Raw genomic sequence first — 23,443 nt, forward strand, 5'->3', positions numbered from 1 at the left:
ATCAATTTTATTGTAGGTTTGTTTACCATACAATAAAAAATTCAAACTTATATAATTTTCAAAGAGCGAGCAATTCTATGAAAAATCAAGCTATTTTTTCATATCAACTTAACAGATTCATAAAATAAATTAAAACTTTATTATATTATATCAATTTTCATAATTATAATATTTATATTTTGGACATTTGTCCTTAAATTATTTTATATATCTTATTTATCATAATTTATATGATATAATCTATTTACTTTATTAATAAGGAGAGAATTAAAATGAATAGTTTATCTTATCTTTTAGAAACTTGTCCTAGTCATATAAAGCAAGATTTTTTAAATATAACTTTTAATAGTTTTGATAAGATTTTATTTCAAAATGAAGCTGCTAATTCTGTCTATATAATAAAAAAAGGTAAAGTTAAAGTTTATTCTTTAACTCCTACTGGAGTTAAATACTTAGAAAGAATCTATTGCGAATATGAAATATTTGGTGAGTTAGAAATATTTATTGATAAGCCTATATTAAATTATGTAGAAGCATTAGAACCTTGTGAAGTAATAAAAATACCTAAAAAGTCTTTTTTAGACTGGATTAGATATGATTCTGATTTTTCTTTATATATACATATACAATTGTCCCATAAGCTATATACTACCTCAATCAATAGTAAGGCAAATATAGTTTATCCTTTGAAATATAGATTAGCGTTCTTTTTATGGCGTTTCCTAGAAGAACATGATTTAGACACTATACACAAAGATTTATTAGTAGAAGGTGTTGGGTCAAACATTAGAAGTGTTAACAGAATTATTAAAGAATTAAGTAATGATAATATAATTGATTATAATAAAGGGCACATTAAAGTAAAAGATATTAATAAACTACTTGATATAATTTTTTTCTGCTAATTATGATTAAAATAATATAATCTTTTAATACTCATTAGGAGGGATACTATGATAGATAAAAAACAATTAATAGAAAAGGCTTTTGCAGCTCAAGAATTTTGCTACACTCCATACTCAAACTTTGATGTAGGCGCAGCTTTACTATGTGATAACGGTAATATTTATACAGGTTGTAATATAGAAAATGCTGCATATACACCAACAAACTGTGCTGAAAGAACTGCTTTTTTCAAAGCAATCTCTGAAGGAGAAAAGAAATTTACTGCTATAGCTATTGTTGGTAATAAACACGGTATTAAAGCTGGTGAAGGTGACTTCTGCGCTCCTTGTGCTGTATGCAGGCAAGTTATGGCAGAATTTTGCGATTTAGATACATTTAAAGTAATTATTGCTAAAAGTACAGAAGAATACTTAGAGTATACCCTTGGTGAACTTCTTCCTTTAGCTTTTACAGGAAAAAACTTAGAATAAATTTAAAAGACTGAAGTACTAATGATTTAATACTTCAGTCTTTTTCTAATTTATATTATTATACCTTCAAAATGATCAATTTCATGTTGTATAATCTGTGCTGTAAATCCATTAAAAATTTGTTTATGCTTTTTAAAATCTCTATCGAAATATTCTACCTCTATTGTTTCATATCTCTTTGTTTTTCTAAAGCCAGTTAAAGATAAACAGCTTTCTTCTGTTTCATAAGCTTTTTCCTTTTTTAATATAACTGGATTTATCATAGGAACTATAATATTACCTATACTAAACACTAATATACGCTTTTTAACTCCTATCATATTAGCTGCCATACCTACACAATATTCTAAATTTACTCTTAATGTATCTATTAAATCATCAACAACTGCAATATCATTTTTAGTTGCAGGTTCTGACTTTTGCGATAAAAATAATACATCCTTCATAATTGGTCTTATCATATTAACTCCAACCTTTCTAATTTCTATCTCTCATTATATATCAAAATTTATTTTAAACATATTTAATTATACACATTATTTATTTCTTAAATCAAAAGAGACTGTAGATTAAAGTTAATTCTTTACCTCTACAGTCTCTTAATTAATAACACATATTATTTATAATCTGTCTTGGTAGATGGTTCATCTTCTCCAAAAGGAGTATTTTCAAGAGCTTTATTTCTTACATCTTGAGCGTAATTTGAAGATGATGGATCAGTGTTGACCTTACTATTTTTTTATTTTTCATAGTAATACCTCCTATAATTATAAATTAAATGTATTCTCTAATTTAGCTTATCCATTTCTTTAAATATTTATATATTAATTTAAATTTTCATAAAGTTACTATCTAATTTATGAGAATATAGCTTTCCTAAAATAAAAACACCTACAAAATTAATTGTAGGTGCTATTAAAGCATAACTTATAATTATTTTTAAAATATACTCTATTCTCTAAGTATATCTATTATATCCTGACCATACTTATCAATCTTACTAGGTCCAAAACCTATTATTTGAATAAGCTTCTTTTTATTATCTGGATTAAGCTTAATTATTTCCTCTATCATTTCATCATTATATATATAATACGGCTTAATATTTTCTTCTCTAGCTTTATAAGTTCTATATTTCTTAAGCTCATCAACTAACTGTTCATAAGACTTTACTTTATCTAAAACCTCATTATTTAAATTTTCATCAATAACTTCTTCTTTAGAGCTATATCCAATATCCTCTATAATAGATTTTTCTTCTAATTTTACTTCTATAAAATCTATTTCAGTTAAATTGTATTTTTTATTATAATCATATTTTATATCAATGTTATTTGCTATAAAATATTCAGCTATTTTCTTCATCTTATCTTCAAACATTTTTTTCTCTTTACTGTAGCAACTTAATTTTCTATTTATAAGTTCTGTTAACTCATCATAAGTAAAAATCTCATATTTAACTTTCTTAGGTGCTTTACTCTTATTAACTATACTCTTATCATTTGATACAATAATGCTCGAAAAAATAGGTAATGTTTTAATTATTCTAGCTTCTATTAAAAGATCTCTAACTACTTTTACATTTTTATTATTTTGTAATATAGGACTAATAACTTTCTCGCTATCTATAATCTTATTATTTTTATCTTTTATATATCTAACAAAGTCTCCTGCTTCATTTATATGTATCTCTCCATTAAGCCCCTTAGTCTCTAATATCATAACAAACATAGTTGTAATTACTATAAAGTCTAATTGTGCTATATAGTCTCCATCCTTTATTTTTATATCATGTAAACATATCATCGGTATAGAAGAATTCTTTAACTCAAGATACACATTCTTTTCCCCTTGTATTACATTATTTAAAAATTCTATATTTCTTTCTATATATTTAACCTTACTAGACTTAACCTTATCTTTTAACTCTAATAAGTCACTTAATTCTTTATTTTCTTCTTTAAAATCTTTATAAAACACTGGTGTTTTTATTTCTCTTATGCCAAATAAATTTTTAAATATTGCCATCTCTATACGTCCTCCTTATGTAAATATTATAGCATATTTTCTATATAAGTTAATATTTAGCACAAGAAGAACAAAAATAAAATGCAAAGCACTTTGGTGAAAAGTAGCCTTTTCACTTCGACGAAGTCGACCTTTCACCTGTGAGCTTTGCAAACAATTTATTCCTATTGTCTTACAGGTAATATAATAATAAATTCACTACCTTTACCTAATTCACTTTCTACCCAAATAATACCATTATGAAGTTCTATTAATTGTTTACTTAAAGTTAATCCTAATCCACTTCCACCATGTTCTTCGGTACTCTCTAAGTATGTCTGTGAAAATCTATCAAAAATACACTTATGATACTTAGGATCTATTCCTATTCCATTATCTTTTACAGATATTTTTATCCTATCACCTAAATCCCATATGAAAACTTGAATTATTCCATCTCTATTTGTAAATTTAATAGCATTTGATATTAAATTCATTATAACTCTTTCAATTTCTATATCATCGCACTCTATTATCTTTTCTTCTATAAAAGGTTCAATAATAAGTTCAATACCATTTTCCTCAATTAATTCCTTCATAGATAATGCTAGTTCTTCAACTAAATACACTATATCATGCTGCTTAAAATTCAACCTATATGTTCCAGACTCTATCTTAGACGTATATATTATATTATCTATTAAATTCATAAGCCTTGTACAATTTCTCTTTATACTATTCATATAATAAGCCATTTTTTCCTTAGAAATTTTCTGTTCTTGATTATTTAAATTTTCTATAACCTTTTGAGTAGATGATATTATATTTAATGGAGTTCTTAATTCATGCGATAGATTTATGAAATAATTATTTTTATATTTTTCATGACATAACAATTTTGAATATAGAATATCATTTTCAATTAACTTATTATTTAATTCTAGTGTCCTTTGTTTTACCATACTATCTAAGATTTTAACCCTATTCCATATTACATAAATTATAATAATTACTAATGTACAATAGCCAAAATAAGCAAAATGAGTTTTCCATGGTGGATTATCTATTTTAATCTTAATACTCGTAGGATCACTCCACTTACCACTAGAATTCCTAGCAGCTATTTGAAATTCATATTCTCCTGGGTTAATATTTGTATAATTAATACTAGTTTTACTATCTGAAAATACCCACTCTTTATCTAGTCCAAATAATCTATATGCATAATTTATTTTTCTATTATCTTTATAATCTGGTAAAAAGAATTCAAACTCTAATTGATTGTTTTTATAATCTAACTTTATTTCATCAGATATAATTAACTTTCCATAATTAGTAGATAATGATTCAATTTGAACATTTGGTATAAATTCTTTTTCATTTATTTGTTCTGGTCTAAAGCTTGTTAGTCCGTTTATTCCACCAAAAAACATTTCTCCACTATTGCTTTTAAAATAAGCATACTGATTAAATTCATTTCCTTGAATGCCATCAGCACTCTCATAGTTTATAAACTTTTCTTCTTCTATATTAAATTTAGTAAGTCCATAGTTAGTACTAGCCCATAAATACTCTTCATCTTCTAGTAGAATTCCATATACAAAATTATTAGGTAATCCATCTTCCTCCGTATATCTTTTATACTCTTCACTTTCCTTATTAAACTTAATTATACCATAGTCAGTAGCTAACCAGATATTACCTTTAGAATCAGAATTTATTGAAATAATATAATTATATGTATTGTTACTCGCTTCTTTATTCTCCCCAAAATAATTGTATTTTTTAATCTCTGCTGTCTTTTTATTAAATCTTATTAGCCCATCTTCTATACTACCTGCAATCCATATGATTCCATCCTTATCTTCATGTATATCATTAAAAGATAATTTATTTACTCCAGCATCCACAAAGGCTTGTGAATAGTTACCAAACTTCCCATTTCTATCGGAAACTCCTATACCATCCCTTGTTCCTATCCATAGTATTCCTTCACTATCTATAAGTAAAGTTCTTACATCATTACAAGGTAATCCACTTTCTTCTCTATACTGAATTTTCTCCTTTGTATTTTTATTATACTTATCTAAGCCATTTTCAGTAGCTATCCAAATCTCATCATCTATTCCAGTAATATCTCTAACTAAGTTATTACTAATATAAAATTCCCCATGATAGTCTTCTATCTGGTCAACTCTTATTAATTTATTATTTTTTCTATCAAAAACATTTAATCCATCAAACATTGTGCCTATCCATAAGATTCCATCGTTATCTTCATATATTCCTGTTATGTTATCAGAGCTTAAAGAGTTATTATCAAATGGATCTGCTTTATAATAATTAAATAAATTTTCTGGATTAAATAAACTTATTCCTTCACTAGTCCCTATCCAAATCGCTCCTGAACTATCCTCACAAATAGTCATTGTATCATTACTAATTAAACTACCTAAGTTATATCTAGAAGATTTATATTTAATAAATTTTTTCTCTTCTTCAATGAATTTACTAAAACCATTATCAGTAGCTACCCATACGTCTCCCCTACTATCTCTTAATATATCTCTTATATAGTAACCTGGAATTCCACTATCAAGACCAGGCATGAACTTTTCTATAGCTCCTGTTTCCAAATTTAACTTATTTAGTCCTCCATAATAAGTTCCAACCCATAAATATCCTAGATTATCGGCATGTAAACTATAAATAAAATTATGACTTATACTATTTTCGTCATCTTCATCTGCAAAATATCTTTCCAATACTCCAGTTTTATTATTAATTCTATTTAATCCATTTCTTGTTCCTACCCAATAATTTCCGTATACATCTTCTGTTAATGAATATACTTCTTGATTGCTCAATGAACTATTGTAATCTTCTGAATTATATATTCTTATAAAATTATCATTTTCTCTGTCATAAATATTTAATCCATCATTAGTTCCTACTAAAATATCTCCATTTTTACTTACCATTATTGCTCTAATTCTATAATGCGAAATATTACATCCATTTTCATTTGGTAAATAATTTGTTATTTCATCAGTTATCGTATTTATCTTGCTTAATCCAGCAGTAGTTCCTACCCATATATTTCCATCTAAATCCTCTTTTAAATCTGTTATTGAATTTCCACTTATACTATTTTCTTTATGATTATATTTATATACTTGAAACTTACTTCCATTATATTTATTTAACCCATCACCAGTTCCAATCCACATATAACCTTTTCTATCTTGAATTATAGTAGAAACACTAATTTGTGATAATCCATCATCAGTTGTTATACGTTTGAAATTTCGATTTGCATCATTAACAACTGCATAGGTTTTATCAACTATACAACTAAAAGTTACAATTATGAATAATATTACAATCAATATACTTTTATATTTATTATTCATACTTTTTCCCCATCCTTATTTCCCTTATATTTCTTTTTTATTAATTATATCATTTTATTTGATTTTTTTACAATAAATATGATTTTATTACATATAAAAACAAAAAAGGATATCTCTAATACATTTTTAGAGATATCCTCTTCAAACATTATTAACTATGTTTTTATTAATAGTATGCTACAACCTTATTCTTTCCAGAATTTTTGGCTTCATATAAAGCTTTATCTGCCTCACTAATAATTTGTTGAAAAGTTTTATCAGTAGCATCCATCTTAGTTATACCTATACTAGAGGTTACTTTAATTATTTCATTTTCCCCTATGTTAATAACTGTATTTTCAACATTATTCCTTATTCTTTCTGCAATTTTTAAATAGCTATTTTTATCGTCCTTTACTATAACTATAAACTCTTCTCCACCATATCTTCCTACAATATCGCATTCTCTTATGGATTCTTTAATAACTTTAGCTATACTAGCAAGAACCTTGTCTCCAGTTTGATGTCCGTAAGTATCATTTATTTTTTTAAAATTATCTACATCAACCATCATAACCCAATAGCTATCATAATATTTTTTTACCTTATTATATATTTTTTCACTTTTTCTTAAAGCTTCTCTTCTGTTAAATATCTTTGTTAATACATCATAATTAGCTCTATATTTTATTTCTTTATAAAGTCTAGAATTTTCTAAAGCTATACCTACATATGTAGATAATACCTTCAAAGTATTTACATCTTTTAATGTAAAAGCATTTTTTTCATACGCTTGTACACCAATTACTCCTATGACTTTTGAGTCTATCATTATAGGTACAAAAATCAAAGACTGAGAAAAACGCTCTAATGTTCTACTTTGCTCTTCTGCTAATTTTTCTATAAACTCTTCAAAATTATTAAAATATTTATAATACTCTCTTTTTAAATCATTTATTAATATCTCTTGTTTATGATTAATGGCATATACTCCAAATCTATTTTCATCATCAAGATTAATTGGAGGCATTTCTAATTTATCCTCTAATTTCATACATAATTTATACTCTAGAGTTTTTTTCTCGTCATTTATTAAAGATATTTGAAGTACATCACATTGGATTAAATTTTTAATCTCCTCAGCAATAATTTTATAAATATTTTTTCTATTTAAATTTGCTGTTATCCTTTGACCTACGCTATATAAAACTTCCATTTGGTTATATAAAAATTTATATACCTTCGATTCCTCTTCTTCTCTTTTTTTATCTAAATTTTTTATACTTTCACGTCGTGTCTTATTAAATATTTCTTTTTGTAACATATTAACTTTTTCCAAATATAAATATGCATTTTCATAATCACCTATATTTTTATAAGCTAAGCTTATATTTGAATATATTTTATTGTTATTTCTTATAGAATTAACAATCTCTATATTTTCTTCTACTTCTTTAAGCTTTATTATAGCTTCCTTATATCTTCCTACTTTTAAATCCACTTCAGACCAATATAGTAATGCTTCATTTAAACATAATTTCTGATCTGTCTCTCTAGAAATGTTTATACTTTCTTGAAATTTTTCATCAGCAATATTATATAATCCCTTAGCACAATAAGTTCGTCCCATTTGCTCTAAAACTCCTGGAATCAAAGTTGTCGCAAAACTTTTAGCAATTTCTAATGAACTTTCTAAATACCCTAATGATATCTCATAATTTCCTAATTCTCTTTCACACTCTGCAAGATTCATTAAATTTACTATCTTATTATGATTTGCATTTATATTAGGTAGATTAGCTATCTGTTCAAGTAATGCTTTAGCTTTCTCAAATTCTCCTATCTCTACATATGTTATAGACATATTATTTTTAATACTATTTAAAGCTTGATAATTGCAACACTTTTCTGCTAATTCTATTCCTTCCATTCCGTATTCAATAGCTTTATCAAACTGTTGTATAAAAGAATAATTACCTACTAAAGCATTTATAGTAGATAAGATACCTTCAGAATTCTTTTGTTTTTGGAATATATTGTATGACTCTATATGAACCTCTATAGCTTTATTAAAATTACCTAACTCGTGTTGTATCCAACCATAGTTATGAATTATCCAAGGATATGCCTGTTTTAAATCTTTTTCTTTTACATAATTTGTTAATTTTTCATATATTTCTTTTGAAATTTTAAGTTCTAATTCATTTATCTTACTACAAATTATATTTATATATTCTTCATCAATAGCTATTTTTTCTAATTCTTGAATAACATCTTCGAAGTTCATTTTTCCTCCATAAACCAAATAGTTTGATTCAAAATATTTCATACTTTTCATTAATATACCATATATACTATTATTGTAATATAAGTTGTATTAATATGTAAATGAATATCGTATCTTTAATTATTAAATCACTGTAGGTATTTCTTAAATATACTAGAAATACCTACTATAATCTTAATATTAACCTTCTCTTAATATCTTCATCTTAATTTTAACTCCTACTGTACCTTCAATTAACTTATCGATAATTTCATCTTTTTTACTTTTGCTTTTAACAAAAATTTCTGCTTGCTTAGCAATAGCCTTTAATTCTTTTACTTTTAAACCACCATTTTTTAAATAATCTAAAGCTTCTTCTTTAGTTGAAAATGAATTTAATTTTATTAAAGCCTCCCCCAATATATTACTCTCAGATGCTTTCTCAACCTTATTATCTTTAGCTTTTCTCGGCTCTTTCATCAATTTCTTTTTATCTACTAAATTATTCTTATTTGCTTGTCCATCTTTCAAAGTTAAAACCTTTACTCCATCAAGCAATTGTTTTAGTTCTAAATCATCAAGTTTTAATACATATTCAAATACTAATTTATTAACCTTTAAGATATCATTCTTCTCCACTGTTCCTTACACCTTTCTTAAAAATTCTTTTTCTAAACTCTCAAAATCTAAATGTATTGGAGTCTTCTTTCTATTTAAATTTGTTAACACAAAAGGAATATCATTATTATTATCTATCTCTTCATCATTTACTCTAATCTTTGAATTGAATATATCTAAATTTTCTTCATAATTTATCTCGTTTAAATATTGTTTGTGCATAGACTTAGGTTGTCCATTTATTATCTTAACCATGGTAGGTAATACTCCCATTAATTTTATATCCATATGCTTAAATTGATAAAAATCGAATTCATTTATTCCCCTTTCAACTTCCCTCTTCAAATTTTCAACATGCTCTAATAGAGTCGGTGCCCCTACAGTTGAAAGATAATCTAGCTTAGTAGGTACTATATATGAATCTGATGCATACATTGCACTTTGAGTAATTAAATCAAAGCTTGGTTGACAATCTAATAATACAAAATCATATTCTCCATGGACTGTCATCAACTCTTCCCTTAATCCAGATATGCATCTTAACTTATTTTTTGTATATTTTCTTTTTGTATTTCCAGATATACTTCTTGCTAAATCTATTTGTATTTCATATAAATCTGTACTAGATGGTAATAAGCTTATAGCCTGTCCTCCATTTTTAGTTATTACAGAATTAGCCTTCAAATCCTTAGTAATATAATTTTTTATATTATCCTTTTTCTTATTAATTATAGAATTAAAAAGGGTTTTTATTGTTTTTTTATCCTTATATTCTCTTTTCCAATTATCAATTCCCATATACGAAAAAGTTAAACTAGCTTGGGGATCTAAATCTATTAATAATACTTTATAGCCGTCTAAGGCTAACAAAGCACCTAAATTTGATACAACCGTACTTTTTCCAACGCCACCTTTGTAATTAACAACAGAAATAATTTTCAATTAACTTCCTCCTATAAATACTCCCATCTTATTTATACTATAGCTTTTTTTATTTAATTACTTTAGTCTTAAATTTAGATTCAAAAATTATAGTTCTATTAAATTCACTTATGTAAACATTTTACTTTCAAAATATAAAATGCTATCATACTAGTATCTTCTAAATTATAAATTATGGTATTATCATAATAATTCACTAGATTATTACAAGTAATATTTCTTTAAATAAATACTATATTTATCTAAGAAGATAAAATATTCCTATGTTTTATAAATGGTATAAAGAGAATTAAAAAAGGGGGGATTTTATTATGGCAACAAAGCAAATTGATGAAAAAAAAGAACATATTCATATTAGTAATGATGGAAAAACTTATATCCATAGCCATGATAACACTAATGGACATACCCATAAGCATATCCATCAAAATACCAAGGCTGTACTAAATAGATTAGCAAAAGCAAAAGGTCACTTAGAATCAGTAAAACGAATGGTAGAAGATGATAGAGATTGTAGTGAAGTACTAATTCAGCTAGCTGCAGTAATCTCAGCACTAACAAGCACAGGTAAGGTAATCTTACAAGAACATATAGAACATTGTCTTGTAGAAGCAGTCGAATCTGGTGATAGAAAAGCAATTGAAGACTTAAATAAAGCAATTAATTTATTTATAAAGTAATTATTAAATTTCAACTTTAAAATACTAAATATCAAATCACTTATGAAATTAACACGCAATTTTTTAAGGCATATTATTAGAAACTCCCATAGGTTTTTATCCTCTGGGAGTTTAATACTTAATATTGAATTTTACACTTTAAACTAAATATCAAATCTATTATATTCATTATAGCAATCCATACATAGACTTTTCTCATTTTGAATTCTTATCATATTTTCAGAAGTTTTTTCACCACAATTTTCACAAATTATAGATTTAAATATTCTTGCTCTTTCTGGAACTTGAAGAGTTGTTTCCTTAACTTCAAACATTTCTTCTGGCATACATTCTTGATAATACTTAAAGCTTTCTTCTCTTGTCATATTTGTTTTTGGCTTTAATACAAGACGTATAGATTTCCCGTTTTTTCTATTATAGAATGAAAAGGCTTGTTTACCTCTCATATGAAATAATAAATTCCCCTTTCCTACACTACATCCTAAAATAACTTGAATAGCATCTACTCCACAAGCATCATTTTCTGTAATACAAACCATTTCCTCATCTTGTGAAAAATCACCACTTAGTAATTGCTTTGCATATATAGCAGCTTGATACCCTATAGTTAATCCTCCACACTCATGTCCATGAAATTCTACACACTTATTCCATAATTCTGTATTAATCATAATTCTCTCCCTTATCTACTTAATTTGCAAAAATTTTATCTATATTAATTTGCATATACTCTGATGGATCTAACATTTTTAACTTTCCTTGTTGTAATAAATAGGTTCTATCTGAAATTTTAAGTACACTTTCTAAGTCATGACTAATCATAAGCATACTAAAACCCCTCTTATTTTGTAATTCCTTTAACATTCTTATAAGATTAGCCTTACTAGATGGATCAAGCATAGCTGTTGGTTCATCTGCAATCATAATTTTAGGCTCCATAGTTAATGCTCTAGCTAAATTTACCCTTTGCTTCTGACCACCTGATAATGTTTTTATCTTTTTATCTAAAAACTGATTATCTGTAAGTAGTCCTGTATCTAATAAAGCTATTTTCACTTTATCTTCTAAACACTCATTTACTTTAGCTAATTTCAATGGTTCACCTACAACCTCTCTTACTGTCATATGTGGATTAAGACAACCTTCACTATCTTGAAATACCATCTGAATACCACCTATAGTTCTATGTTGTAATTTGAAATTTGCTGATTCCCCTTCAAAATTAATATGTCCATCATCAAACTCATTTAGAAATCCACCTAATATCCTTGCTAAAGTTGATTTACCTACCCCAGATTTTCCAACTATAGAAACTACCTCACCACTATAAACTGTAAGATCAACACCTGAAAGAACTTGTTGCTTTCCATATACCTTACTTATATTTTTCCCTTCTAAAACCTCTACAACACCACCACGATTACAAGCAATCCATCTATTACACTCTGCTTCTTTAAGTCCTGGTGCTTTATCAACACAAATACTAATACTTTGAGTACATCTACCATAGAAAGGACATCCATGATGTTCCCTTTTAGCTACACCACTTCTAATACCCCATATATCTTTTACAGGGTTAAATCCAACTGATGCATGAATGAGCCCTCTAGTATATGGATGTCGTGGCTTCTCTAAAATTTCTTTAGTATCACCAGTCTCCATAATATGCCCACCATATAAAACAATCATTTTATTACTTAATTCACTACTTAACTTTAAATCATGAGTTATTATTAAAAATGCTATTCCTAACTCTCTATTAAGCTTTTTTATAAGCGCTATAAAAGAATCTCTTGAAGCTACATCTAAAGAGCTTGTAGGCTCATCCATAATAACAAGCTTAGGTTTTAAAGCTATAGCACTAGCAATCATAAATTTTTGACTCATCCCACCAGATAACTCTCTTGGATATCTTTTAAGATCTTCTTTACATAAGCCAACTACTTCCATAAGCTCTACCATCTTATTTTTCATTTCTTTAAGCTTACTCCTCCTACTATAGGAGTTTTGATTTTCTTTAATCAATATTTCCTTTAGTTGCTCTTCTAAAGTCATTAATGGATTTAACCACTCCAATGAATTCTGAAATACTATTGAAAACTCTGTCATCCTTAATGATTTTCTATCTATTTCTTTCATAGATAATAATTCTTTACCATCTATAAAAACTTCTCCTGTTACTGGTATATCTTTATCCATAATACAAGTTATAGCTTTGGCTATAGTTGTCTTTCCACTTCCAGACTCACCAATAATAGATAGAATTTCACCTTTTCCCATAGTAAAGGAAATAGGATGTAAGGTAAACTCTGGATATTGAACTGAAAGTTTATTTACTTTTAATACTTCCTCCATACTACTCCCCCTTTAACTGAGAATCTAAATCTTCGCTTTAACTCTTCGAAGTTACTCCTACGAATGTATATGAGTAGGAGTTTCCTTTAACTAAGAATCTAAATCTTCGATTTAGCTCTTCGAAGTTACTCCTACGAATGTATATGAGTAGGAGTTTCCTTTAACTAAGAATCTAAATCTTCGATTTAGCTCTTCGAAGTTACTCCTACGAATGTATATGAGTAGGAGTTTCCTTTAACTAAGAATCTAAATCTTCGATTTAGCTCTTCGAAGTTACTCCTACGAATGTATATGAGTAGGAGTTTCCTTTAATAAATACTGTTCTAGTGCTCTTGATAGTAATCTTAAAGTTAACACTGAACAAATCAAAGCTAAAATAGGTGGTATAAGCCACCATTTCCAAAACTCGCTGAAATATATTCCTGAAAAAGCTGTTGCCTTTGATATCATAAGTCCCCAAGATTTTGCTATTGGATCCGATAATCCTAAATACGCAAGTGATGACTCTTGTATAATAGCTCTCCCTATTACTGCAAGTCCATTTATCATAAGAAGTGGTGTAAGCTCTCTACTTAAATGCTTCATTATAATATATAATGGACTTCCTCCAAAGCTTTCTGCTAATTTTACATATTCCATATTTTTTATAGAAATAACCTTTGCTCTAAGCTGTTTAGCAATCTGAGCCCAAGAAAATGCAGCTATTATAAATATAATATTTAAAGTACTCTGTCCAAAAAATGCTCCTATTACTATCATCACAGGCAACTGAGGAACAGATAAAAATATATTTATCAAAAATACAGTAATATGGTCCATTGTTCCCCCTATATATCCTGATAAAATACCCAGTAGTCCTCCAATAATCGTTGCAAATATAGCAGTAACTATACCTATAGACATACTTCTAAAAAAACCACTAGAAATTTGGGAATATATATCTATACCTAGGTTGTCAGTTCCAAATATATGATTTATATTGGGTGATTCAAGAGATAAACCTGAAGGCAAGGTTGAACTATGAGGATATATATATGCTCCATACAAGAAGAATAATGTAAGTATTGAAAATATAATTAAATAAGTATTAACTTTCTTCATCCTCTTATACCTCTCTTATCAACGAAATCATTTATTATATCTGAAATAAGTAGACTTACTAATACTATTATCGTTGATAGTAAAAATACTCCTTGTATCATAGTATAATCCCTATACCTTACAGCTTCTCTCATCACTGTGCCTAAGCCTGGATAAGCAAATACATTTTCAATTAAAAGTGTCCCTCCAACTGTAGTTCCTACGCTTAGAAAAAACCTTGCTATTACAGGTGTAATTCCATTTATAAAGATATATTTCCAAAGTATTCTCTTCTCCTTTAACCCCTTTGCCTTTGCATTAACTAAATAAGGTTTTTCTAACACACTTAAAAAGCTTGCCCTTGCAGTAAAGTAAAACTTAGGTATAGTTACTATACACATTGCAAGTATTGGTAAAAAGCTATGAATAAATACATCATATATCCATTCAAACTCTGTTGTATATTTCCCAAAAGGAGTTACTGCACCGGAAAGTGGAATCCAACTTACTTTAGCTGCAATTAAAAATAATAATACAATTCCTATAAGAAAAGGAGGTATTTCAGAAGCTGCAGATAATACTCCATATGCTATCTTGTCAAACTTCCTATTTCTTACACATATAAGTGCTAAAAGAGACCCTAATAGCAAGCTTATAACTAATGTTGCTCCCATTATATATAATGTCCAAGGTAATCTTTCTTTTAAAATCTCACTAACTTGTCTTTTATAGTGAATACTAATTCCAAAATCCCCTTTAATATTTTTACTTATAGTATCTAAAAGTTGTTCACCTATTGGTTTATCTAGGCCATAATACTTTTTCATCTGCTCCTTCTGTTCCTTACTAAACTCTTCTGTCATATCTTCTCCTGATACTGATGAAGAATATTGGAATGGATCCCCTGGCATAAGTCTAGGTATAGAAAAGTTAAACAGATATATAACTACAAAGGAGACAAGTAGAACTAAAACTCTTTTTCTCATCTAATTTCTCATTCCTTTTATCTTGCCATATAAGATAATCTATTTTGTTCTGCCTGTTGATATGCATAAGTCTTCATCCAACCATCATAATAATCCTTCTTATACATTGAATAACTTGACTTATTAGCAATTACAAATAAAGGTATCTCTTTACTAACTAAGTATTCTAAATCTTTAAAAATTTTAATTCTAGCATTAAAGTCGGTTTCATAAACTTGTGCTTCTGCAAGGTCAGTCATTTCTTTGCTAGTATGTCCTATAGCTCCCATAGAGTGTGGATTTGTTCCACTAAACTTTGACTCATCAGAAAATAAAGTTCTCATAAATGTAGGTGGATTATTTCCCCATCCCCCATTGCCAACAAGTGCAAATTCGTAATCTCCACTATTAATCATAGTGTCTCTTGTTGCTGAATCATAGGCTACTACGTTAACTCCTATACCTACAGCTTCAAGATTATTTTTAATTATTTCGCCAATATTTACATCATCACCACTATCAGCTACTAAAAGTGTTACATTATAACCTTTTCCATCAAATACTTTCTTTGCTGATTCAGGATTATATTCATACTTTATTACGTCTTCATTATAATAAAGACTTCCTTCTGGAACATATCCAGCACTTCCAACAGTACCTGCTCCCCTAAATACATTATCCACTACAGATTGTCTATCTAATGCTGAATAAATAGCTTGTCTTAATTTTATATCTAGAAAATCTGGACATTTCTCATAATTGATTAACATTTTATATCCCATATCATTAGCTTTTTCAACTATGCCAATAGAACTATCACTTATATATTTATCCTTTAAATCCGCAGGCATTGAAGTTATATCAATTTCACCATTTTCAAAAGCTAAAATTGCATCACTAACAGGTACAAATTGTATTTTTTCTGCTGCTTGTTTTCCATTTACCCAACCTTCATAAGCTGTAAATTCGTAAGTTCCAGTAGCACCTTCATATGCAGTACACTTATAAGCTCCACTACCAATTAAATATCCATCTCCAGTATAACTATATGGATCCTCAACCTTTTCCCATATATGCTTTGGAATAATAACAAAAGATCCTAAACTTCCTAATGTATCTGCATTAGCTTCTTTAACTGTTATTGTTATTGTCTTTTCATCTACAATTGTATAATGGTCCACTATAAACTTTTCACCAGCTCCAAGAGAATTGCTTACTGGTGGATTCTTCTTATAATAATCAATAGTAAAAGCAATATCCTCAGTAGTTAATGGTGTCCCATCTTGGAATGTTGTATCTTCAAACAACGTAAATGTATAATCATTACCATCAAATTCAAAGCTTTCAGCAAGCCAAGATACATCATTTTTTTCATCCTTTTCTAAAAGGCTGGCATAAACAAGCCTCATCTTTGCTGTTCCAGGCCCTCTTGATTCATTTAAAAACGGATTAGGAGTTCCCCAATCTGTACCTCCCTCTAATTTTAAGGTCTCTACTAGATATCCATCTGAATCTTTATTAGATTCTGTATTATCTTTATTTTCATCTACATTATTACTAGCTGTTCCATTTGAATCATCTACATTAACATGACTTCCACATCCCATAGCTGTAAATACTAATACAAAAATCATAAAGCTAGCTAGTAATATTTTCTTAATATTTTTCATTTTAACCTCCATAATTCCATATCCTTTTATTACCACAAGCTAACTATATCATCCATAATTTTTATCTACAAGCTACCTATAGGGTTATTAATTTAAATGAAAATACTTAATAAAAATATTTCCTCGGAAATAAAGCAATAAAGGGATTATATAGCTATTTATTAACTATATAATCCCTTTCTCTAATAACCTATCCCCCCGGTTAGCAGGATAGTATAAATTTTCATAAAAATATCTAAGTAAAACTATGTTTCTTAGAAATGTTCTCCATTTTCATAGTAGTTTTTATGCTCTAAACCTTGAAAAACAACATCTAAACATTCTCTATCTTTCTTAAAGTGACTTGTTATAGCCTTTGCCACCTTATCTTGAACTTCTTGCCCTCTATCAAACCAAGCAACTTCTATTATCGTAGGAGGTGTGGCTACTTCTCCATCCATAATAAATGTATTGTTAATTAACTCTATAGTAAAATAATCTCTTGGACATTCTATTATTTCTACTAATTCATCTATTAATACTTTGCTTTCTTTCATAACCTCTTCTTGAGGTATTCCCTTAACTCTTAACATCGGCATAACCTATTCCTCCTCATCATCAATTATATAAACTCTTCAACTTCTTGCTTATTCACTATTACTTATTCTAATAGAGATTTATCTAAGAATTTACCTATTACATCTACTGTTGGTTGAACATTTACGAAAGCATCTTGATCTACTTCTGCTACAGCTTTCTTTATAAATAAAAGTTCGTGCTTTGATATTACTGTTATAACAGATTGTAACTCTTCTTTTGTATATCCACCTAAGAAACCTTTACCTATAGTTACACCTCTTAAATTATTTGATAACAAATTCTTTGCCATCTCTTCACCTTTTTTAGTATAAATAGTAACTGTTAATTTATGTTGTTGGATAAAGAACATATCCATTACTTGAGTCATTGCATAAATAGCTACTAAACTATATAATGATTGTTCCCATCCGTATATAAGTCCTGCCGCTAATACAATAGCCCCATTTAATAAAAGTCCAACTTGACCTACTGACTTTCCTGTAAGCTTTTGAACAACTAAGACTATAATATCTGTACCTCCAGTAGAAAAACCTTCTCTTAGGCATAAACCTACACCTGCTCCTGTTAAAACACCACCAAATATAGCTGCTAAAATTTGATTATTAGTTATTTGGACCATTGGTATCACCTTCATAAAAAATGATGATGATGCAACAGCTAATATTGTATATATAGTAAACTTTTTACCTAATTTAAGCCATGATAAAACAGCTAAAGGTAAATTTATGATTAATACCCATGCAGATATACTTATATTAATATTAAAAAAGTCTAATCCAACTGTTGATAATAATTGTGAAAGCCCAGTAACTCCTCCTGAAAATATATTACTAGGCGCTAAAAACATATTTACACCAACAGCTGCTAAAACTGCATAAAATACTATAACTATTACTCTTTTGATTATACTTCTCATACTGCCTCTCCTTTTTATTTATCTTTAGATTTATTTTTTAATCATATACATTATTTAATATTATATTGTTATAAATAAATTTCAATAGTTTTTTCTTACTTTATCATAAATTTATCCATCTAATAATAATATCTGCAAAAACTGTAATAATACTTATGTTTTTATAAAATTTATTAATAATATTACATTGCATCAAAGAAGCTTACTTGGTCACTTTCTGAAAGTCCTTCTAAACATCCAAATTTTCTTAATAAGTCTGTAGCAGAGTTTCCTATTTTAGCTCGCTTTCTTAAGTTATCTATAGAACTTATAGGAATATCTTCATGAACAGCATTATATATAGATTCAGCTGCTATATTTCCCATACCTGATATACTATTTAAAGGTGGTCTTATTCCTTCATCTTCAATCTTAAATTTTGTGGCATCTGATTTATATAAATCTATCGGTAAGAACTTTATTCCTCTTTCATACATTTCTAAAACAATTTCTAAATCATCGTACATATCTTTATCTTTTGGAGCAGCTTCATTTCCTTGCATATTTATCTCATTCATTTTTTCTTTAACTTTTTCTTTTCCAAAAATCATAAATTCTGCATCAAAGGCTTTAGCTCTAATTGTAAAATAAGCAGTGTAGTAAGCCTTAGGTATATGCACCTTAAACCATGCTATTCTAAATGCCATCATTACATAAGCTGCTGCATGGGCCTTAGGGAACATATATTTAATCTTTCTACAAGAATCTATATACCATTCTGGTACATCATGCTCTCTCATCATAGCTTCATATTCTGCCCACTTCTCTGGGTCTTTTAAAGCTTTACCTTTACGCACTGTTTCCATTATCTTAAAGGAAGTATTAGGATCAAGTCCTTTTTTTATAAGATAAATCATAATATCATCTCTCGTACAAACAGCTTCACTTAAAGTAACTGTTCCTGAATCTATTAAATCTTTAGCATTTCCAAGCCATACATCTGTACCATGAGAAAGTCCTGATATACATAATAAATCTCCAAAGCTTTTCGGTAGTGTATCTAAAAGCATCCCTCTAACAAATTTAGTTCCAAACTCAGGTATTCCAAAAGTTCCAACCTTTGAATTTATCTGTTCTGGAGTTACTCCTAATGCCTCTGTTGATGAAAATAAAGACATAGTTTCCTTATCATCAAGAGGTATCTTTTGAGGATCTACCCCAGTTAAATCCTGTAGCATTCTTATTACTGTAGGATCATCATGACCTAGTATATCGAGTTTTAAAAGATTTTGATCAATGGAGTGATAATCAAAATGTGTTGTTATTATATCTGATTCTGGATCATCTGCTGGATGTTGCACTGGACAAAACTCAAATATTTCTCTTCCCTTAGGTACTACTATAATTCCACCTGGATGTTGCCCTGTTGTTCTTTTTATTCCTGTGCATCCTTTAGAAATCCTAGTAATTTCAGCTTTATTTACAGGTATATCTCTTTCATCAAAATATTTTTTAACATATCCAAAGGCTGTTTTTTCAGCTATTGTACCTATTGTACCAGCTTTAAATGTAGTTCCTTTACCAAAGATAACTTCTGTATATCTATGAGCCTTCGCCTGATATTCACCTGAGAAATTTAAGTCTATATCAGGTTCCTTATCTCCATTAAACCCAAGGAATGTTTCAAAAGGTATATCCATACCGTCCTTATCCATCTTCTCTCCACAAACTGGACACTCTTTATCTGGTAAATCAAACCCATTCTTATACCCATAGTCTGTAAAGTCTGAATATTTACACTTACTACACCTATAATGTGGTGGCAAAGCATTTACCTCTGTTATTCCTGTCATATATGCTACAACAGATGAACCAACAGACCCTCTAGAACCAACAAGATACCCATCCTCATTTGATTTCCACACAAGCTTCTGAGCAATGATATACATTACTGAGAATCCATTTTTTATAATGGAATCAAGCTCTTTATCTAATCTTTCTTGAACTACAGTAGGTAGCTCTTCCCCGTATAATTCATGAGCTTTGCCATAAGCTATATCTTTAATTGTCTTTTCACAACCTTCAATATGTGGAGGACATTTTTCTGCTGAAATAGGACTTATCTGTTCACACATATCTGCTACTTTATTAGTGTTTGTCACAACAACTTCATAAGCTTTTTCTTCCCCTAAGTATGAGAATTCCTCAAGCATCTCTTCAGTAGTCCTCAAGTATAATGGGGCCTGATTATCTGCATCTTTAAACCCTTGCCCAGCTTCTAAAATACGTCTATATATTTCATCTTCTGGGTCCATAAAATGAACATCTCCTGTAGCAACAACAAGCTTTCCAAGCTTTTCTGCTAAAGCTACAATTTTTCTGTTTATATCTTTTAAATATTCCTTATCTGGTACTTCACCATTTCTTATTAAGTAATCATTATTTCCTAATGGTTGAATTTCTAAATAATCATAATCTTTTGCAATGCTTTCAATCTCTTCATCAGACTTGCCAAGTAATATAGCTTTATAAAGCTCTCCTTCACTACAAGCACTTCCTAGAATTAATCCTTCAGAATACTTCTTATACATGCTTTTTAATATACGAGGCTTTTTATAGAAATAATCTAAATGTGAATAGGAAACAAGCTTATATAAATTCTTCAAACCTACATAATTCTTTGCAAGGATGATAGCGTGATATGTTTTAACCTTTTTATAGCTTTCTTTTTGAGCTTCTTCATCTAAAGCATATTTATCTATATCCTCTAAAGTCGTTGCTCCTCTTTCTTTTAAATTATCAATCATTATATTAAATACTTTAACTGTTGTATCAACATCATCTAATGCTCTATGGGCAACATCAACCTTTATTCCAAGATGCTTAGCTATTCTTCCTAACTTATATGTTTTAAAGTGTGGAAAAATATCTTGAGCTAAAGATAAAGTATCAATATAAGTAAAATCAAAATCATAACCTAAAACCTTAGCATTATGCTTTAAAAAGCCTATATCAAAATCAGCATTATGAGCTACTAAAACACTACCTTCAATAAAATCTAGCATCTTAGGAAATATCTTATCTATAGTCTCCGCATCTTTTACCATATCATCAGTTATATTAGTAACTTCAACTACTCTTTGTGGAATAGGCTTTTCTGGATTTACAAAAGTGCTAAACTTATCTATTACCTTACCATTTTGAACTTTCATAATTCCTATCTCAGTAATCTTCTCAGTCTTAGGAGAAAATCCTGTAGTTTCTAAATCTAAAACACAATAAGTAGTATCTATACTTTGACCTTTTATATTTGTTACAGAGTTTTTCTTATCTGGTGCTAAATATGCTTCTACCCCATAAATTACTTTCATATCACTATTATTTCTTCCTAATAATTTATGTGCTTCTGGAAAAGCCTGCACAACTCCATGATCTGTTATAGCTATAGATTTCATTCCCCAACTCATAGCTCTCTTTATTAAATCTGCTGCACTACTCATTGCATCCATCTGACTCATCTTAGTATGCATATGAAGTTCTACTCTCTTAATCTCAGAATTATCCTTCCTTACAACCTTTGTCATACCTTTAGTTTCCACTATAGTATTTGCAATTACTTCTATCTCTCCAGTAAACTTACTAACCCCTGAATTTCCCCAAAGCTTTAACCCCTTAGCTTTCTTTATTTTTGATATTACCTCATCATACTGTTCACCTTTAATGAAACACTTACAACTAATTGAACTTGACCCATCATATAAATCAAAAGAAACTAACATCTTACCACTACGTAACTCTTTACTTTCTATATTAGCTATCTCTCCCTCTATAGCTACTGTTCCTTCATATGGTGTAATGTCACATATTTTAATTATCTTATCTCTAAAAGTGGCACTTCTACCTAATATAAGCGCTGCATTATCTTCTTTTTTAATACTTTTCGTATACTCTTTTGGCCTATTATACTCCTTCTTACCTTCATAATTTCTACCATTACCACTATCTTTCTTATTACTTTTCCTCTTAGAGTTTGATATACTACTTTCAATTACATTATTAATAGTAGTAATTTCTCTTTTAAGTTCATCCTCTTTTAGCTTCATTAAAGCTTCATGGTCTACTTTATCAATAAAATTCACATTATAAGTTTTTCCATATAAATTCTTTACAAATGCTTGAATCTCTTTATGATAATTTAAATCTCTAAAAATATGTGATATCTCAACCTTAAAATAAATATTTATTGTATTATTACTTACCTCATACTCTGTATTCTTTATTGCCCCTCTTAAAAATGGATGCTTAACAGAAAGTAATAGCATTATATTTTTTATTTCTTCTTCTATAGGTTTCTTTTCCACCTCTTTTGTGTATTTTATAACTATTTTAGAGTCATTAAGTCCGAACCTCTTCTTTAAAAAATCATTAAAATCCTCTATCTCCTTTATATCAAGATAATTGTCCGAACGGATGTCAAGCACTAAGGTTTTAGTTTTTTTTCTTAATGTAACATTTTCTACAAAAGCATTAATAATATTACTATCTGCAGAAAAATCACTAAAAATTTCACTTACTCTTTTCATCTTTCTCTTAAACCTTCCTTAAAAGATTCTTCATA

At 28.4% G+C, this 23,443-nt stretch carries 17 protein-coding genes; 3 read left to right on the forward strand and 14 right to left on the reverse strand.

The window, feature by feature from the left end; all coding sequences use genetic code 11:
* Window positions 1–272 precede the first annotated feature (272 nt).
* Window positions 273–905, forward strand: a complete 633-nt coding sequence (locus H8S10_RS13275; protein ID WP_055266281.1) for a Crp/Fnr family transcriptional regulator — start codon at window positions 273–275, stop codon at window positions 903–905.
* 33 nt (window positions 906–938) lie between these two features.
* The gene (locus H8S10_RS13280; protein WP_331000403.1) at window positions 939–1,376 is read left to right on the forward strand and encodes a cytidine deaminase; all 438 of its coding nucleotides are present in this window, start codon (window positions 939–941) and stop codon (window positions 1,374–1,376) included.
* A gap of 50 nt (window positions 1,377–1,426) precedes the next feature.
* Here H8S10_RS13280 and H8S10_RS13285 read toward each other — a convergent pair whose 3' ends face one another.
* The 6 genes from H8S10_RS13285 to H8S10_RS13310 all read right to left on the reverse strand — a co-directional run bounded on the left by H8S10_RS13285 (window position 1,427) and on the right by H8S10_RS13310 (window position 10,601).
* Window positions 1,427–1,837 carry a peptide deformylase gene (locus H8S10_RS13285; protein ID WP_055266285.1) on the reverse strand — a complete coding sequence of 137 codons (411 nt, stop codon included), beginning with the start codon at window positions 1,835–1,837 and terminating at the stop codon, window positions 1,427–1,429.
* Between the two features lie 490 nt (window positions 1,838–2,327).
* A complete protein-coding gene (locus tag H8S10_RS13290; protein WP_186839201.1) occupies window positions 2,328–3,404 on the reverse strand; it encodes an HRDC domain-containing protein in 1,077 nt (358 codons plus the stop codon).
* A 164-nt stretch (window positions 3,405–3,568) separates the two neighbouring features.
* On the reverse strand, window positions 3,569–6,796 hold the full coding sequence (locus H8S10_RS13295) for a sensor histidine kinase (protein ID WP_186839202.1): 3,228 nt from the start codon (window positions 6,794–6,796) through the stop codon (window positions 3,569–3,571).
* A gap of 166 nt (window positions 6,797–6,962) precedes the next feature.
* A complete protein-coding gene (locus tag H8S10_RS13300) occupies window positions 6,963–9,062 on the reverse strand; it encodes a diguanylate cyclase (RefSeq protein ID WP_186839203.1) in 2,100 nt (699 codons plus the stop codon).
* A 180-nt stretch (window positions 9,063–9,242) separates the two neighbouring features.
* Window positions 9,243–9,680 (reverse strand): hypothetical protein, encoded by a 438-nt coding sequence (locus tag H8S10_RS13305; RefSeq protein ID WP_186839204.1) that lies wholly within the window; start codon window positions 9,678–9,680, stop codon window positions 9,243–9,245.
* Window positions 9,681–9,686: 6 nt separating this feature from the next.
* Complete coding sequence (locus tag H8S10_RS13310; RefSeq protein ID WP_186839205.1) at window positions 9,687–10,601, reverse strand: AAA family ATPase; 915 nt, start codon at window positions 10,599–10,601, stop codon at window positions 9,687–9,689.
* Between the two features lie 311 nt (window positions 10,602–10,912).
* Between H8S10_RS13310 and H8S10_RS13315 the strand changes: the two genes are divergently transcribed.
* Window positions 10,913–11,281, forward strand: coding sequence for a metal-sensing transcriptional repressor (locus H8S10_RS13315; protein WP_186839206.1), 369 nt, complete (start codon window positions 10,913–10,915; stop codon window positions 11,279–11,281).
* Between the two features lie 143 nt (window positions 11,282–11,424).
* Here the strand turns inward: H8S10_RS13315 and H8S10_RS13320 are convergent, their stop codons facing one another.
* The 8 genes from H8S10_RS13320 to polC all read right to left on the reverse strand — a co-directional run bounded on the left by H8S10_RS13320 (window position 11,425) and on the right by polC (window position 23,408).
* On the reverse strand, window positions 11,425–11,952 hold the full coding sequence (locus H8S10_RS13320) for an FmdE family protein (RefSeq protein WP_186839207.1): 528 nt from the start codon (window positions 11,950–11,952) through the stop codon (window positions 11,425–11,427).
* 19 nt (window positions 11,953–11,971) lie between these two features.
* Window positions 11,972–13,636 carry an ABC transporter ATP-binding protein gene (locus H8S10_RS13325; protein ID WP_186839208.1) on the reverse strand — a complete coding sequence of 555 codons (1,665 nt, stop codon included), beginning with the start codon at window positions 13,634–13,636 and terminating at the stop codon, window positions 11,972–11,974.
* 279 nt (window positions 13,637–13,915) lie between these two features.
* A complete protein-coding gene (locus tag H8S10_RS13330; RefSeq protein WP_186839209.1) occupies window positions 13,916–14,737 on the reverse strand; it encodes an ABC transporter permease in 822 nt (273 codons plus the stop codon).
* On the reverse strand, window positions 14,734–15,702 hold the full coding sequence (locus tag H8S10_RS13335) for an ABC transporter permease (protein WP_186839210.1): 969 nt from the start codon (window positions 15,700–15,702) through the stop codon (window positions 14,734–14,736). The genes H8S10_RS13330 and H8S10_RS13335 overlap by 4 nt, the downstream gene beginning before the upstream one ends.
* A gap of 17 nt (window positions 15,703–15,719) precedes the next feature.
* The gene (locus H8S10_RS13340; protein WP_243175884.1) at window positions 15,720–17,351 is read right to left on the reverse strand and encodes an ABC transporter substrate-binding protein; all 1,632 of its coding nucleotides are present in this window, start codon (window positions 17,349–17,351) and stop codon (window positions 15,720–15,722) included.
* Window positions 17,352–17,605: 254 nt separating this feature from the next.
* A complete protein-coding gene (locus H8S10_RS13345; protein WP_186839212.1) occupies window positions 17,606–17,929 on the reverse strand; it encodes a DUF1904 family protein in 324 nt (107 codons plus the stop codon).
* Between the two features lie 62 nt (window positions 17,930–17,991).
* Entirely contained in the window at window positions 17,992–18,846 is an 855-nt protein-coding gene (locus tag H8S10_RS13350; RefSeq protein WP_186839213.1) for a YitT family protein, read from the reverse strand.
* A 182-nt stretch (window positions 18,847–19,028) separates the two neighbouring features.
* Window positions 19,029–23,408, reverse strand: coding sequence for a DNA polymerase III subunit alpha (gene polC / locus H8S10_RS13355; RefSeq protein ID WP_186839214.1), 4,380 nt, complete (start codon window positions 23,406–23,408; stop codon window positions 19,029–19,031).
* Window positions 23,409–23,443 lie beyond the last annotated feature (35 nt).

The organism is Clostridium sp. NSJ-49 (assembly GCF_014287725.1).
Taxonomy (GTDB): Bacteria; Bacillota; Clostridia; order Clostridiales; family Clostridiaceae; genus Clostridium; species Clostridium disporicum_B.